Raw genomic sequence first — 16,551 nt, forward strand, 5'->3', positions numbered from 1 at the left:
CTTGCCGTCAGGCTGGATTAATACTTGATGATGTAGTTCACACTAACATTCTTCGGGCGGGTTTCTGAAGATGACCGTGCAACGCGGGCAGAGTCGAATATGAGTTTACTTGCAGAACTGGCATTTGCAGTCCCCGTCCCGACTTGTGATGAGTCATACACAAGGTCAAAAACGCCAACATCACTCAGCCTGGAATCCCATCTAAGCTGACGATGCCAAAACTCCCCCGTCATCCGCTGAAGTGCATCCACCTGATAGGAACCAACACTTCTTCCTCCTCCATCCGGATCTTGCTTCCCATCGCTTCTTCCCTGGTTCAGGCCGCGCAGGAATTGTCCCCTCATGTCCGGCACGTTGAAATCCGTTCCGACTCCATTTGACCCATCACCCCAGGCAATGCCGATGGCAGCATAAAGGGATGGATAGTTGCTGGAACTAAGTTCACTGCCGTCGCATAGAAGCCAACCATCGGGAATGTTGTTTGTCGTTCCGGCAAAAGCCGTCACCGAACCCACAGGATCGGAGGACGACGAGATCTTTTCCCACCCGGATCCCGTTCTGTAGAAAAACGCATCGACATCAGTATCGTAAACCAGCAATCCAACGGCGGGCGAAAGAATGGCTTCGCGTTGCGCGGTGGTCATACGCGGGAAGAGTGCCCCCTTGTTAGTGGAGGCCACCTCAAACATGGCGGATGCATCGGGTGTGATTTCGGTTTCGGCAATCCCCACCCCTTCGGCATGAGTACTTGCTGCCAGCAATACTGCACAGGCTACGATCTGGTTGGTTTTAATGAATGCGTTCATTTCGAGTCTCCTTGTTTTAATCCATTTCTCTTTCTGAGCTCCATATCGCTGGTAGGGCGGAGTGTCCCCACTCCGCCGCTCGTCCTGAGCCAGCCGAAGAGCGGACGACAGCCGTACCTACCTTTCACAAACTTCTTTGGCTCACAGAGCCAACGCTACATCGCTCTCTTGTTGCATCGGTTTTCAGAACCGATCTGGAGGGGCGCAGGCTCTGCGCCCACGGTCGGTGAGCCACCGACCCTCCAATTGGCCGGCACAGAGGCCAGCCCTGCAAAAACATTAACGACTTTAAACACTCGGAAAATAGCGGCGCACAAACCACAGGCCGCCGCCGAAGATGCCGACGAACGCAATCGTGGAGGGTTCGGGGATGGATACTCCGTAGAATTTTACGGTCGCATCCACACCAGTTCTTGTTGCCCGTAATTCCCAGTAATCTTCAGTACCGCCTGTGACCAGCGTCGGAGCAATAATTCCCTCATTGTCGAACGATCGGACGCTAAGCGCGTCAGCGGTCTGCACACCGGGGATCGAGTATGTGCCCGAATAGATGATGGAGTCATCTGCCTGATCGATAACCTGGGCTGATACTATATCTCCGATCGCAGAGAGTTTGATCCAAACTCTTGTTCCTTCAGCAATGCCTCCACTATCCAGTGAAGCCGATGTTGTGTTGTCATTACCAATTAAATTGCCAAACACTCCATCGCTTGAACCAACATCCGTGTCTGCACCGATTGAAAACTCCCCCAGAAAACTTCCTGAACTGAGAAAGCCGGCGCCAAAAAATGAACCGTACTGCGTATTCAAATTGCTGATGTTGACGAGCTCGATATCAAAATAAACGCTCGACGGCAGAGCGCCATTTAATGGTACTGAGACTTGTGGAAAATTACCTGATGTCGAGTCTGCGAAGTCGGCAGCATCATAAAGTGAGATTAAATTCAAATCACCATATGAGAATGGTGCGAGGGCCGTCATGGCCGCCGCCAATAAAACTATTCCTTGTTTCTTAAACATAATACGCTCCTTGTTTTAAACACTCGGGAAATAGCGCCGCACAAACCACAGCCCGCCCCCGAAGATGCCGACTAATGCGATGGTTCCGGGTTCGGGGATGGCGGCATTGTGGCTGAAGCTCTTCCATTCCGATGTGCCGTATTCCAAACCTGTTGCCTCGCCGAATGCCACGCGCTTGTTCACACCGAATTCACTCGCAGCGGTCAGCGTTGAATCGGACAGGACTAATGACCCATCCTGATAGATGGAAACACTGGAACCGGAAATCCGGAAAAGGTAGTCGTGGAAAGCCCCGTCGGTATCCACTGAAACGGAAGGCCCCTTGCTGGCAAAGTTACGCCCCATAAACAATTCATCCTGACCGATCCAAAGGCTGGAACCTACATTGTTGGACACCGTGATAAAAACCCCCGCCGGAGCCCGCCCATCATAGCCATTCGACCCTGAGATCAGACGCATCGTAAAAGACGCCTCGAAAACACCCGGGAAATCCAAGGTCTCTGTTGGCTCGGAATAACTGAAGTACATATTTTCATTTGCACTACTTGTACTTAGGGTCATCACGGAAGAGCTGATCGTTGGATTCTCAGGGCTGGCGTTATCCAACAGCTGGTACCCAACCTGATCCGGCGTTAAGCCGGAAGAAGCATTCCACGACATAACAGATGCATAGCTTCCGAGAGTCATCATGTTCGAGGTTAATACTATAACAGCAAATTTTAGTTTCATCTTCATCTCCGTTTCAAATTCCTTTGGTCGCCAATCCTGAGCCAGCCGAAGAGCGGACGACAGCCGTACCTACCTTTCACAAACTTCTTTGGCTCACAGAGCCAACGCTACATTCTGGAGGGGCGCAGGCTCTGCGCCCACGGTCGGTGAGCCACCGACCCTCCAATTGGCCGGCACTGAGGCCAGCCCTCCAAAAACATCAACCCCTTTAAACACTCGGGAAATAGCGGCGGACAAACCACAGGCCACCGCCAAAAATGCCGACGAGGGCGATGGTTCCGGGCTCGGGGATGGCTTCGGCCGTATAGAACTGGAAATATTCGTTGCTGTTTGCTCCGCCGTCATTCTCGCGCACCGTCACCATGTTGAATACCGTGTCGCTGGAGAAGCCGATGAATCGCGGGGTGTTGAATAGGTTAGAGTAGAACTGGGTACTGCCAACGCTCGTTGCTCCATTGAAGAATTCCAAGGTAAACAAACTGACATCGGCATTATCTTCAAACCTGAATGCAAAGGCCGACTGATTGCTGTTGAACAACACGTTGAAGTTTTCATCATTGTTCAGGGCATAGACGTTTCCTGCCATGACAGATGTTGCAAACGCGCGATAAAAATGTTCAGCCGTTGCAGGGTTTCCAACTCCAGCAGCCGTCTGCAGCGTCATGTTCCCACTGAGACTGTTTATATTCGCATAGGTCGCATTCGGCGTATACGTGAACGATTCAGAGACCAGACTGAAATCCGCCTGATCCGTCGATGTGATGATTCCAGCAAACGTGCAGCTTGAGAATCCGATTACACAACAGACTGTCAGCACTTTTTTTAGATGCATCATATTTATTTTCCCTTTTTCTATATCCCGCCCGGTGAGGCACCGGGTCTACAACAGATCAATCTGAAGGCCGGGTACCTTTACTCCGCGCGCTTTGCGCGAGATCATTCCTAGATTCGGAAAAAGCGGCGGACAATGAAGAGGCCGGAGCCGAAGATGCCGACGAGGGCGAGCACGCTGGGTTCGGGGATGACGGCTACGAAGGCTTCGGTGTTGCCGTTGTGGGTGCCATAGCCCACGATGGTGGTTCCATCATCGGAAATTCCAGTGGCTTCAGAAAGCGTCCAGCCCGTCATATCCATTCCCCCATCTTCAAGAACGGTTTTAAGCGATTGCATGCCCCCAACCTCATCCCACACAAAGGCTTCAGTTCCATTAGCGGAATCCCCATTGCCCACCACTACGGAACCATCGGTGGATGAGCCGTTGGCAACGCTATTAAAGCTTCCTCCCGCCAGATCACCCAGCCCCACCATGCCACCGCCCGCTGTCCAGCGAAAGGCTTCGTATCCATTGGCGGATTGACTAAAACCCACTACGGCGGAACCATCGGCGGATACGCTGTTGGCATAGCTATAAATGCCTCCTCCCGCCAGATCACCCAACCCAACCATGCCACCGCCCGATGTCCAGCGAAAGGCTTCGCTTCCATTAGCGGAATAACCCACTCCCACTACAACGGAACCATCGGCGGATGAGCCCAAGGCAACACTAGAAAAGCCTCCCCCTGCCAGATCACCCAAACCAACCATGCCACTCGATGTCCAGCGAAAGGCTTCGCTTCCATTAGCGGAAGTACTATAACCCACGACGACGGAACCATCGGCGGATGCGCCATGGGCTTGGCTAAAAAAGCTTCCTCCCGCCAGATCACCCAAACCAACCATGCCACTCGATGTCCAGCGAAAGGCTTCGTTTCCATTAGCCGAATTACCTCGTCCCACCACTACGGAACCATCGGCGGATGCGCCATGGGCTCTGCTATTAAAGCTTCCTCCTGCTAGATCTCCCAAACCCACCATGCCACCCGATGTCCAGCCAAAGGCTTCGGTTCCATTAGCAGAAGAACTAAAGCCCACTACGGTGGAACCATCGGCGGATATGCCTTGGGCAACGCTAGAAAAGCTTCCTCCCGCCAGATCACCCAACCCCGTAAAACTCATGCTAGCCGACGCCATCGAAGCGATGCCCAAACATGCGCCCATCATGATTCCTGCCATCTGTTTTTTATTCTTCATTTCAATCTCCATTCAGCGGACGGCTGAGGACAGCCGTCCCTACCTATTCTAATTCTCTAACTCAACTTTCAGATTGTAGAACCCACCGGACTCGGCGGAGTGGACGGTATCGGTATAGCTGTTCTGCGGGTAGGCAATTCCGGTTTCCAGAGTTTGGAAACTGTTGGTGAGGCTGTCGGTCCATTCCACCGTGTAGACGCGGCCGGAGACGGATTGCCAATCGATGACGTACCCTTCTCCTGGAATCTCCCAGGGCTTCGCCAGCTTCAGGATGGAGCTGGCGTTGGTGGGATCGGTGCCCATAATCCATTCGGCCCAGTTTCTACCGGGACCGCCATAGCCAGGGCCATCGGCGTCCGGATCCGCATCGGGGTTGGCATTGGGATGGTTGGTGGAACCGAAGTATTGGATTTCCCATTCGTCGGGAAGTCCGTCACCGTCGCCATCCACAAACGAGCCGCCTTGAGCTTCGCCATCCCACCAGATCATGAAGTTGTCGAATGCTAGATCCCCTGCGGAAACCACTTCTCCCTGATTATCAACATAGATTACGGGAACAAAGGTATCCGCCGTGGATAGCCCCCACGATGCTGTTGAGATTGAAGAGAGCTGTTGGAACCGTCCAAACACAAATGCATGAGAACTGAGCGTCTGGGCCGTTGCATCATAATCAATTCGAATCAAAGCATCATTGAGTTCATAAAAATAATCCTGATCCTCATAGAAATCGGTATCGGAAATAAGGTCGATCCCCCAGGTCTCAAGCCGGTAAACATCGAAACCATTATTAAAATAACGAATGCTGAACTCTTTTCCACCACCGAACACCGAAAGCCCCGGTCCTACATTCTGAATATCGTTCAGGAATGCGGCAGAAACTGCGACAGACCAACTCTGAGTGGAACTGAGTTCATGCGCATCCCACTGCCAGCCGTGCCAGCCATCAGAACCGGAGAGATTACTATACTCCAGCCGTCCGGAAACCTCAGTAAATGTTGCTGCCGGATCTGTCCAGATAAATGGTTGCCATTTGGCAGAATCAACAGAGTTGTCATTAAAGTCATCATAAAACGCCGTTGGGCCACTGACAAAAAACTCATGGGTTACTTCGGCAAGCTTGTTATAGAAATAGGGAATACCATCGGCATTCAGATCCGTCCGGAGAAAACCTTGATATTGAGCAAACACATTGAATCCCTGTTCCAATTGAACGGAGGTCTGGGTGGTGGTAATCGGTCCATCGGAAGGCGGGAACCAACCCAGATTATCGGCAACTCCAGAGGAGTATAATCCGATGAAGACACCGTCCTCATCATCGTCTTTAAGTGCATTACCGATTTCGTTAAAGTTTGCCCCGGCCTGCGGGGTCGGCCACTGGAGGTTTAGCGTGCCGACGGTCTGAATCGACCCGGCCAGTGGTGAAGGCGAGGTAAAGGTTGGCTCCACAGTCATGGGCGGTATCGGCGTCACGCCGTCGTTCTGAGTGAAAGGCAGCGTGGTCGACTGGTAGCTGCCGTCCGAAAACCCGAAAGTGATGGTTATGACACCGTCCAACAGGGTGTCGTAGGGCGTCGTTTGGTTCCTGTCGCTAATTCTCCATTCCAGGCCGGACCCGGAATCCCACGGGATGGTCTCAAGCACATCCAGCCCGCCAAGCGTCTGCACGCGCATCGAAACAACGTCATGGCTGGTCACCGCTTCAATGTCGTACCAATAGTCGTCATCACTGGAGTCCCCCGCGCTGCCGAAATCACGCGAATATTCCATATTTAATTCATGCACTTCATTACTTAAGACGGATACGGCCGATGTAATTGAGACGACGCCCAAACATGAGCCCATCATTATTCCCGCTATCATTTTTTTGTTCATCATTTTCTTATCTCCATGCATCGGACGGCTGAGGACAGCCGCCTCTACCTATTCTAATTCTCTAATTCAACTTTCAGATTGTAAAACCCGCCGCCTACGGCGGTGTGGACGGTGTCGGTGTAGCTGTTCTGCGGGTGGGTGATGTTGGACTCGAGCACCTCGAAGGTGTTGGTGAGGTTGCCCGCCCATTCAACGGTGTAGACGCGGCCGGTAACGGGTTGCCATTCGATGACATAGCCGGTGCCGGGGATATGCCACGGTTGCGCCAGCTTGAGGATGGAGTTGGCGTTGGTGGGATCGGTGCCCATAACCCATTCATCCCAGTTTCTACCGGGTCCGCCATAGCCGTTGCCGTCGGAGTCGGGGTCGGCATCGGGATTGGCGTTGGTGTGGCTGGTGCTGCCGAAGTATTTGATTTCCCAAGCATCGGGCAGCCCGTCGCCATCGGCGTCGGAGGGTACATTGACGACGATGAAGTGGTTTGCATCCACCCCGTTGACCGTCGCATGCAAGGTGGCGGAACCGGATCCCGTCAGGATGATGGTTCCCGAGCTTTCATCGGTGAAGCTGAAGGGTGAAAGGTCGAAGGTGCCGAGCCCCACCCCGCCGCCGATCACCTGCAAGTCCACGAACTCTTCCAAACCAATGAACTGCTTGGGGTGGCCATAGATGTTCTTGGCCTGGAGCGTGACGAAGAATTCCTGGTCGGCGGTGACTGACGACGGTGCGCTCCAAACCAGGGAACCGAGCGGTGCCTCCGTCCAGCGGTAGACGACGGGTATTTCGAGCGGAGAATTGGCGGCCTGGGCCGAGACGATGGAGACCGTCCCTGTGCGGATGTATTCGGGATAGAATTCCTCGCCCCTATCGGGCACATCCCAGGCGGTGTTGCTGACCGAAAGCATGTCCACCTCGCCGGATAGCGTGCCGTTGCTGACGGGAAGCTCCAGCCAGGTGACATCGGAGGTTGCGCTGTAGCCCAGCACGTTCGAGCTGCTGCTCCAGACCGAGAAGGAATGATCATACTCGACCGGATAGCCCCAGTAGGCCTGGCCATTGATTCCGGTGGTGGATGCCAGGAGATATTCGGGGATGAAATTGAAGGAGCCCACATGGCCATTGCCATCGTCCGCCACGAGCCAAATGTTGGACGGCATGCCGGCAACGGCGAGCTCGCCCGTCCAGACGCCGTCAACAAAGCTACCGGTGTTGATTGGCGAGAGTGCAAGCGGCTCCAATCCGCCCCCCACGCCGAACCGGACATCCGGAACCAAACTTTTGGTGTATGGCGCGGGATTGTCTACGAGCGGCCAGTCCAGCGGATCGTTGTAGCCGCTGTCCGTGTAGAAATAGATGGAGCGCACCTCGCCGACATCGGTCGCGGCACATAGCCCCGATGGATCTTCCCACGAACCGTTGTTAAAGCTGAAGTCCACCATCAGGTGGTCCGAACCATTGTATTCGAACGGAGTCGCAAACACGAATTCCACCCATCCCGTGGAGGTTATCGTCTCTGTCGCTTGATAAACCGTCGCCCAATCACTTTCCCATTCCGGGGAAGGTCCATAGGCATATAGATCGGTATGCCGCATGCGGATCGTCCAGTTGTTCATGGGTAGCGAGGGGAGTTCCAGGACATTCAACGACAGGGATGAAAGGGTTGCTGCTCCGCCCATTTCCGGCTGCTGATAAATCACCTGCGTCCGCGCATCATGATAAAAGGTGTGCAACGGGTAGTCCCAGTCGGTGCCACCGAGGCCAATGTGGACTTCGCCGGAATCGCCGCTCCCCTGCCAGGCCGACAGATTGGCCGAGCCGGCAAACGAGGTGAAAGGATTTCCGTCCGCATCGCGCGCCACCAGGGCAACGCCCATGGCGGCGAGCTGCGGATTGAGGATTTCCCACGTGAAGTGATCCAGCATCGGATCAACCACATCGAGCACAACCTGAATAAACCTCGGAGATCCCTCCGCATGGTACGATGCAACCTCTACCATGCCGGTATGGGAACCCGCCGGGAGCGAAGCACTATCGAAGCTCAATGCGATGGTATCGGCTTCGAAAGCATCGACCATTCCTGAAGACGGCGATGGGTAGAGCCAGGCCACATCGGTCGAGACGGAATAATTCATACTTCCAATGCCTGTATTGTGCACATCGAACATCAAGTCGGACGGAGATGAACCCACTGGTGTTACCGTTGCCATGGAGGATTCGGAAACATTTAGTTGAGCACCCTCAATGTACACGCTCACGGGAATCGTCATTGGCGAGTTCGCGGCATCAGGAGCGGTGATGGTAATCAGGGCATCGTGGTAACCGGCCTGCTGTATGGTTGCCGTTTCATAGTCAACCGTAAGCACGTCCACCTCACCTGTACTGGTTCCGCTTCCCGGGACCATGGAAAGCCATGGCACATCTGTGGTGACGATATACGCCATATTGGAGGAACCGCCGTTCCAGATTTCCAGAATGTCGTCCGGAGCGGATTCACCGAAGCTTGCATGGTTATTGTATGAATTCTGCGAGGTGGCAATCAGCGCAGGCTTGACGGGTTCGGGGGAAAGGGAGACATCGTCGATGTTCCATCCGCAGTAGGTCGCCGACCAATCCGTCGGCCCCATGCCCCAGCGGATATGGACCGTCGGTTGTCCATCGGCTACGGCGGAAACATCGAATTGCATTTCCGTCCACTCGGTATCCGAGAACGAAGCTCCAACATGATCCCACAGCGTAATCCAATCGGTTCCATTCGTGCTGATTTCAACCGTTGCATGGTCGTAGGTGGAATTTTCCACGCCCAGCCATCGCCAGAACTTCAGCTCCAGGTTGGACTGGCCGGAGCAATCCAATGCCGGCGTTGTTAGCCAGTGGCGTGGAATATTGTTGGAATAATCCCCTGCCAGGTTATAGCCATAGACATTATTACCCGTATAACCGGACGACGGATCGCCATCTATTCCCAGTGGCATACCGAACGCCCAGTCGCCCTCGGTGCTCCAGCCCGGATCGGAGTCCATCGTAAACACGTGAACGGCCGGGTTTGGATCGACCGCCAACCCAATGAACTTGACGTCGTCGATGTTCCATCCCGGATGGGTTTGCGATGAATCCGTTGGCCCCATGCCCCAGCGGACATAGACGGTGGAATGGCCATCCGCCACGGCCGAAACATCATAATCCATCTGCAACCAGGACGAATCGCCGATGGCCGACCCTACATGGCTCCACACATTCGACCACGTTGTTCCATCGTTGCTAACCTGTATTTCGGCATGGTCGTAGGTTGAACTTTCGACCCCCAGCCAGCGTTGGAATTGAAGATGGACGTCCGTGTGGCCGGAACAATCGATTGGTGTGGTGGTTAGCCAATATTGCGGAATGTTGTTGGCATAGTCCCCGGCCAGGTTATAGCCATAGACATTCGAGCCGGTGAATCCGGATGAGGGATCCTGTTGATAGTTGCCCAGTCCCTGCGGCTGGCCAAAGGCCCACTGCCCTTCGATCGACCACCCCGGATCCGTATCCATGGGGAAAGCGGCGATCATGTCCCCGGAGGATATTGCGAGGGCATAGTGCCCTATGCTGCCATAACTGGAGTAGCCGTCGCCCAGCACATCGCCGTGCCCGGTGCCCTGGATTTTGACATGGTAGGTTCCCGGCAAAAGATCGTAGGCCAGGCCTGCATGCAATGCGGTGTCCGGATTGGAAGTTCCGATGAGCGCCCCCGAGGCATCCTGCAACTCCAAATGAATATCGAGGTTGGGGGAAATCGCCGCGGGATAGGCGGTGATGGCCACTTGTTTATTGCCGTCCACCGTGAACGCATACCAATCCACATCCGCCGCGCTGGAGATAATTCCATCCACGCCGGCCGAACCGCCGGAAACATCCAATGCGGTCGAGTTTGCACGCACATCGCCGGCATCGTCGGCCACGAGACCAAAGCCATTGGCGGCATTGCCGATAACGGCGAGGTCGTCCTCGAATTGGTTGGCGCTAAGGTATTCGCCCTTGCTCCACTGGGAAAGCTCCTGATAGTAGCCGACACCCATGATGGGCGCCCAGCCGACGGCGCCGCTGCCGTGCCCTTGGTAATAGCCTTCCGACGGGGAGATGCGGCCATCGTGGCTTAGGCCGAACGTGTGCCCCAGCTCGTGGGAGATTGCTTCGGCATGGCTTTTGGCGCTGGATGTGACGAATACCCAGCAAGGAATCGTGGTGGAAAAATTGCTACCGGCCTCATCAAAGCTATCCAGATAGGCCACGCCACCGGCCGAGCCATACCAATCGCTGGTCGGCGTGATGATGCAGCGCATCCTGCTACCGACCGGGGCGCTGTTGTAGCGGCCGACATCGGTCGTGACATCGATGTCGAACGGCCAGAAGTCTTCCTTCACCTGCTTCCATACCTCTTCAATGTCGGCATTGCTGAGCGCGGAGGGCTCCGCCACGATCGTGCTTCCGCTGTTCCAGTCGGGATCGGTCACTGTTTCGCCATCGAAATCGAGATAGAGCACCGCTGTCGCCGCCGGGCGGCTACTGAGCAGGGGCGGAATCTCCGATGTCAGGCGTATTGTAGCAGTTGCGACCGGCTCGTGTTCCGGCAGCGGCAGTGGATGGCAAATGACTTCCGAAAGCGGCCGCTCCTGCATGAGGACGCTGCCCGGAGACTGCGCCGCGAAGGTGTAGGCGAGCTCTTTTTCGGGCAGCAGGATGGTGCCGCTGAATTCATCGCCCCGGCTGCCCATGGAAAAGCTACCCTTTCGTGTTCCTGACAACGCCCCGCCGATACGGACATACCCATCCTCCTGCATCGCCAGATTGACCTGTCCGGTAACCCGCTCGCCGTCGAACAAGGGAATCACCACGTTGTCGCCGCGCTTTAGGTTGGATAAGGAAACAAAGGAGGAAGGATCGAACGTTCCGGATCGGTTGGGCTGCCCGGCGCCGTTCTCGATATGCGCGTGGCTACCATGGTCGATAGGGGCGGCGCATGCGCAAACAGGTTCGTCCCATAGCTGGGTCAAGGCCGGGGCAGCGGGCGGTTCGGGTGCATCCAAATGTGCGGGAGGGGCGCCGGACAATCCTGGGGAGACCGGTGTTTCGGAAGCGTTCAAGGAAGAGTCAGGGGCCTGACTTTCCGGCCCGCGCTTCTTCGATACATTCACGACAACCAAGGAGGCCACCGCCAGGGCGACCAGGATCAATATTGCATAGTGTTTTTTCATGGCCCTTCTCCTTCGCGGGGGCATCCCTGCCAACCCACACCATCAATCATCCAGTTGTGTTTTCAGATTAGGATCCCGCCGTTTCCCTCTGCGAGCAGACGGCAGGAGCACCATTAAACTTGAAGGGCGGTTCCGAAGAACCGCCCTGATAACTCTATTGTTTGGTTGCCGTGAAATTCTCGACGAAGTCAGGAGAACCATCGTCGAACTTAACCGTGAAGGTTCCGGTGAGCGTGTTGCCGGAAATGGTGATTTCAATGAACCCTGTTCCGATTAGGGTGGTTCCGTCATCATCGTATTCGTCATGGGAGTACGATAGCGAGTTACCCGATACCTTAAAGGTGAACGTCTCCACGCTGCCATCCTCTCCGTCGGTAATGGTTGCCTTTCCTTCCGACGTGAGAACCAATGTGGTTCCATCATCGAAAAGATACGTGCCGGCGATGCTTCCGTCCCCGTCGTCATCGTCCCCACAGCCGGTGAAGAACATGGAAAGGCAGAGACTCATTGCGACCAGCGCCACACGGCGCCCCATCTTGTACAATTTGCGTTCCTTCATGGAGCAACTCCTTTGATTTTGGGGGCTGTTGTCTAAACAGGCTGCCCCTTTCATTTAATGGAACGCTAGCAGTCCTATTTCAAACTGTATATACCACTTTAGGCGTAGTCGGATATCGTTTTACTCACATTTAGCTTGCCGGGGTAAGATAATTGGGTATTTTCATGCGTGTTAACAATGCAAGTCACTCATGGAAAGTATCTAGTAAAATTTACTAGAGCATGTTGAAAGGGAGATAAAACGTGGTTTCCTTGAATAGTTTCAGGAACATTTCGGTTGCTGATCTGCAACAGGTGATGTTGGTCTGCGAACGGCTTCATAACGCCGATCCGGGGAAATCTTTCATACACCATTGTCACACGGTGCTGAATCGTGCCCTGGGCCATGTCCACTTCGCGGCGGAGCTCTACCAACTCGACCCGTTCCTGCTCAAGGAGCATGAAATCCGCACGTTGGACGAAGATTACTGGATCCCTGTTTTCAAAGATCATATGCAGGAACATCCGTTTGCCGCTAAAATGATTGCCATTTCAGATTACGAAATTGGAGCAACCCATCGGGAGGCGTCCCTCATGGAGTTCCGCCAAACGGTACTGTTCAACGAATTCTACGACCAGGTGGAAGCCCAGAACCAAATATGGATTGGCATACGGCAAGGCAACGATCTGCTGAACTGCGTCTATTCGCGGGAACGGGAATACAGCGAGGCGGAGCTTTCCCTGCTGCACATCATCCAACCGCACCTTGAACTGGCTTGGAAAAACTGGCGTCGGACTCGTGCACTGAAACAGGAACTTGATTTGCTGAAGGGGGCCATTTTCAAGTCGGAAACGGAGCAAGCTGCTGCAGCGCAGTTGAGAAAATCAATTGAATCGCTGACGTCCCGGCAGCGCGATGTCGTTGAACAAGTGGCACAGGGACGGGATAATCAGGAGATTTCCGAAGAACTGGGTATTTCCCCGATGACCGTAAAAAAGCATCTCCAGTTGGTTTTCCAAGCGTTGAAAATAAGGCACCGCACCGAGCTGGCCGCCCAATGGCACCAGGCGCATTCTATCATGATCCACTAACATGCTTGCGGGGTATCAAATATGCAATTAACTCCACTCTCCAAGCTTCGGAATCTTTCTTCTGGAGATCTATCGCGAATCAATAACGTCACGAGCGAATTGCACCGGGCAAATTACGGGGAGTCCTTTCTCGAACATTGCTCCGGTATTTTGGAACCCACTATCGGGCACGTGCATTTGTCCGCCGAAACCTATTCAGCGGAAATCAAGTTGACCGAAGTTGTAAACCGAACCATCACGCCTGAATGGATTGATGTTTTCACCCGCTATATGGACGACCATCCCTATGTGCAGCGCATGCTGACCAATGCCCCGCGCCATCTGGAAACCATCCAACAGGAACCCACGCTCAAGAAATTCGAGAAAACCGCGCTCTTCAACGAGTTTTACACCAGGGTGGATGGCCAAAACCTACTCTGGATGGCTGCCAAAAACCAAGGGGAAATCCTAAGCATCGCCCTGCTTCGCAAGGAAAAATATTCCAACAACGAACTATCCATGGCATCGCTTATCCATCCGCACTTGGAAAGCGCTTGGAAAAACTGGCGGCGATCCCAGAGGCTAAAAACGGAACTTGATGCATTGAAGAAAACCTCTTTCCTTTCGCTGGAAGATGAGATCAAAGCCGCCGCCATCCGGCATGCCATCGAATGCCTGACTCCGCGTCAACGCAATGTAGTCGAATTGGTGGCCGACGGACGGGATAACCAACAGATCGCCGACCAGTTGAAAATATCGATTCTGACGGTCAAGAAACACCTGCAATCGATATTCCTGGCCATGGATGTCCAGCACCGCACCGCGTTGGCCGCCCAATGGCACCAAGCCCTCTCCGTCCCTCGCCACCACAATGACTCATAATGTCCATATTTGTCGCACCAACGATTAATATCCGACAAATATGGTCTTATATTCATATCCCGATTTTTGAGCAGATATCGTAAACCCCTAAAACACGGCACATTAAGAATCTTCGCATGAGCTGGCACAACCTTTGCATACCTTAAAACCATGATTCACCATAGGGGTGATGAATAGAAACAAAGATGAATGATCGCGAGATTAACAATGAAAACGATAAACCCGATTGCGGGCTTTATGAATGTTATTCGCACCACACTGTCTGACTGGGCCAATGCCCGGTCAACCTTCCAGGGCTTTAATCCGCCCTCATGCATGGGAAGCTTTGGCTCCCAACAAAAACCTTGCCCGGTGAAGGTATCCCTGAACAGGCAACATCCCCATCAGCGCCTCCGGCAAAGATAGGCCGCCGGCCCCGGCAAAGAGGCCTGGACATTGGGCGATGCGTTAACCGATCTTTAACGCCATGCGCATAAAACCCATACAGCGTTGCGTTGTACTGGGCGCGTCCGAAGGGAAAAGGCGTTCCGTTTAATCAGACGATTTCATCGCCTCATCAGTCCAAGACGGCATCCATTCGCTTTGAATCCCCAATTTTCCATATAGGAGAAAACCATATGAACAACAAAACCATACACATCAAAAGAACACGCAAGACAAGCCTGGCCGATGCACTCGCAAAAGGTGCATTGATCTGGGGCCCGGCCTACTCGCTCGGGGCCAGCACGGCGGCCTATTGGCTGACGCGACTGCTCACGGACGCCGTGCCGGCCTACTCCGACATCTTCATCGACTCGCTGGTCATCTTCCCGCTTTGGGGAATGGTTGGCGGAGCCGCCAAGTGGATGTTGATCAACAACAAGGCCAACCGAACCAAGCGGCCGCGCGGACGGCGGGGCAGCATGAACCGCTTCATCCCCCGCATCCGCCCACGGGGCATGAAACCCAGCCACGCATAACCCCTCTTAACAAAGGAAAGAAAATGAAAACAACAGAAACGAAACATAGAGATGAAAATGGAAGCACGTGGAAGGAAGCAACGGCCAAAGGTGCTTTGGTCTGGGGTTCCGTATATTCCACTGCATCGTCCGGGGCTGCTTTTCTGCTGGCTCCGGTGATGACGGGAAGCTCGCCGGCCTTCGGCGATATCTTCATGGATTCGCTGATTATCTTCCCGACCGCCGGGGCTGCAAAGGGGTTGCTAATGTGGCGAATGAACAAAGCCAGCAACGATGGCGAATCCGATGCTCTTGCCAAGTATACCAGCAAGGGCCGGAAGACCCACAAACATCCGATACGGCTCAAGAAAGCCGCCTAGCCCGGATACGAAAAAAAGGTGCCCGCTGAAGGGCACCTTTTTTCATTCCGGTCGGTTGCGGTTATTGCTCTGCGCCGATCGCGGAGACCAGGCCGGCCTGCTGCTGGAGGCCGACAAACTGCTGTTTGTTTTCGCCATCCTTGAGCAGGATCAACGTCGGGATGGAGCGGATGCCGTATTTGGCGGCCAGCTCCGGGTTTTCATCGACGTTCACTTTTGCAATGACCGCCTTGTCGCCGACTTCGGCGGCAACCTTTTCCAGGATCGGGGTCTGCATTTTGCAGGGGCCGCACCAGGGAGCCCAGAAATCGACCAGTACGACGCCACTCTTGGTTGCGTCTTCATAGTTGCTTCCACTCAGTTCAATTACACCTTCAGCCATGTTTCATCTCCAATGTTATTTTGAAATCAGACGGATCATCACATGATGCGTTCAAAAATAAAATACCAAAACACTACCATTTGTTTGAATGGAGGCGTTCCTCGTCAAAACGGTATTCCGGCCCGAGCACTTCGTTGGGCACACCCATCGCCAGCAACGCGAACGGGGTGATCGATTCGGGGATGCCAAGAATCTTGCGGCAGACCTGCTCGCGCTCCTCCAGCGGGTGGATCGCGATCCAGACGCATCCAATGCCGATGTCGTGCGCGGCCAGCTGCATGTTTTGCGCGGCGCAGGAGCAATCCTGCGGCCAGAAGCCGGGATAGATCTCCTTCGAGACGTCCCCGCAAACCAGCACCATGAAGGTCGACTCCTCCAGCATTTCCGTTCCGCCCATTCCGGTGAACTGCTTGATCACCGATGGGTCGTCCATCGTTACAAAGTGCCAGGGGCGCGCGTCCGCGGCCGACGGGGCGTTCATGGCCGCCTCCAGAATAATCCTACGTTCCCCGTCCGTCACCGGTTCGGTAGTCCAGGTGCGTATGCTGCGGCGGGTCATCAGTGCCTTTATCGTTTCCATGCAAATTCCTTTCGTTGAGCTCTAAAGATACTAATCCCCCAAAGGAGCGCAAA

14 protein-coding genes are annotated in these 16,551 nt (G+C 54.2%); 4 read left to right on the top strand and 10 right to left on the bottom strand.

What is annotated here, in order from left to right:
- Positions 1–17: 17 nt before the first annotated feature.
- From E9954_RS07235 to E9954_RS07270, 8 genes are all read right to left on the bottom strand, one after another.
- Positions 18–806 (bottom strand): phage tail protein, encoded by a 789-nt coding sequence (locus E9954_RS07235; protein WP_136078539.1) that lies wholly within the window; start codon positions 804–806, stop codon positions 18–20.
- A gap of 288 nt (positions 807–1,094) precedes the next feature.
- The gene (locus tag E9954_RS07240) at positions 1,095–1,826 is read right to left on the bottom strand and encodes a hypothetical protein (RefSeq protein ID WP_136078540.1); all 732 of its coding nucleotides are present in this window, start codon (positions 1,824–1,826) and stop codon (positions 1,095–1,097) included.
- 15 nt (positions 1,827–1,841) lie between these two features.
- Positions 1,842–2,555: a PEP-CTERM sorting domain-containing protein gene (locus E9954_RS07245; protein ID WP_168442056.1), complete on the bottom strand. Its 714-nt coding sequence runs from the start codon at positions 2,553–2,555 to the stop codon at positions 1,842–1,844.
- 208 nt (positions 2,556–2,763) lie between these two features.
- Positions 2,764–3,390: a PEP-CTERM sorting domain-containing protein gene (locus tag E9954_RS07250; protein WP_136078542.1), complete on the bottom strand. Its 627-nt coding sequence runs from the start codon at positions 3,388–3,390 to the stop codon at positions 2,764–2,766.
- A gap of 107 nt (positions 3,391–3,497) precedes the next feature.
- Entirely contained in the window at positions 3,498–4,625 is a 1,128-nt protein-coding gene (locus tag E9954_RS07255) for a PEP-CTERM sorting domain-containing protein (protein ID WP_136078543.1), read from the bottom strand.
- Positions 4,626–4,673: 48 nt separating this feature from the next.
- Entirely contained in the window at positions 4,674–6,518 is a 1,845-nt protein-coding gene (locus E9954_RS07260; protein WP_136078544.1) for a hypothetical protein, read from the bottom strand.
- Between the two features lie 32 nt (positions 6,519–6,550).
- Positions 6,551–11,728 carry a zinc-dependent metalloprotease family protein gene (locus E9954_RS07265; protein ID WP_136078545.1) on the bottom strand — a complete coding sequence of 1,726 codons (5,178 nt, stop codon included), beginning with the start codon at positions 11,726–11,728 and terminating at the stop codon, positions 6,551–6,553.
- Between the two features lie 154 nt (positions 11,729–11,882).
- Positions 11,883–12,287, bottom strand: coding sequence for a hypothetical protein (locus E9954_RS07270; protein WP_136078546.1), 405 nt, complete (start codon positions 12,285–12,287; stop codon positions 11,883–11,885).
- Positions 12,288–12,529: 242 nt separating this feature from the next.
- Between E9954_RS07270 and E9954_RS07275 the strand changes: the two genes are divergently transcribed.
- The 4 genes from E9954_RS07275 to E9954_RS07290 all read left to right on the top strand — a co-directional run bounded on the left by E9954_RS07275 (position 12,530) and on the right by E9954_RS07290 (position 15,536).
- Positions 12,530–13,357, top strand: coding sequence for a helix-turn-helix transcriptional regulator (locus tag E9954_RS07275; RefSeq protein ID WP_136078547.1), 828 nt, complete (start codon positions 12,530–12,532; stop codon positions 13,355–13,357).
- Between the two features lie 210 nt (positions 13,358–13,567).
- Entirely contained in the window at positions 13,568–14,218 is a 651-nt protein-coding gene (locus tag E9954_RS07280; protein ID WP_168442057.1) for a response regulator transcription factor, read from the top strand.
- Positions 14,219–14,835: 617 nt separating this feature from the next.
- Entirely contained in the window at positions 14,836–15,177 is a 342-nt protein-coding gene (locus tag E9954_RS07285; RefSeq protein WP_136078549.1) for a hypothetical protein, read from the top strand.
- 23 nt (positions 15,178–15,200) lie between these two features.
- A complete protein-coding gene (locus E9954_RS07290; RefSeq protein ID WP_136078550.1) occupies positions 15,201–15,536 on the top strand; it encodes a hypothetical protein in 336 nt (111 codons plus the stop codon).
- Positions 15,537–15,597: 61 nt separating this feature from the next.
- Here E9954_RS07290 and trxA read toward each other — a convergent pair whose 3' ends face one another.
- Positions 15,598–15,918 carry a thioredoxin gene (gene trxA / locus E9954_RS07295; protein ID WP_136078551.1) on the bottom strand — a complete coding sequence of 107 codons (321 nt, stop codon included), beginning with the start codon at positions 15,916–15,918 and terminating at the stop codon, positions 15,598–15,600.
- 73 nt (positions 15,919–15,991) lie between these two features.
- Positions 15,992–16,498, bottom strand: coding sequence for a nitroreductase family protein (locus E9954_RS07300; RefSeq protein WP_136078552.1), 507 nt, complete (start codon positions 16,496–16,498; stop codon positions 15,992–15,994).
- Positions 16,499–16,551: the final 53 nt, after the last annotated feature.

This window comes from Pontiella desulfatans, assembly GCF_900890425.1.
In the GTDB taxonomy this organism is placed as follows: Bacteria; Verrucomicrobiota; Kiritimatiellia; order Kiritimatiellales; family Pontiellaceae; genus Pontiella; species Pontiella desulfatans.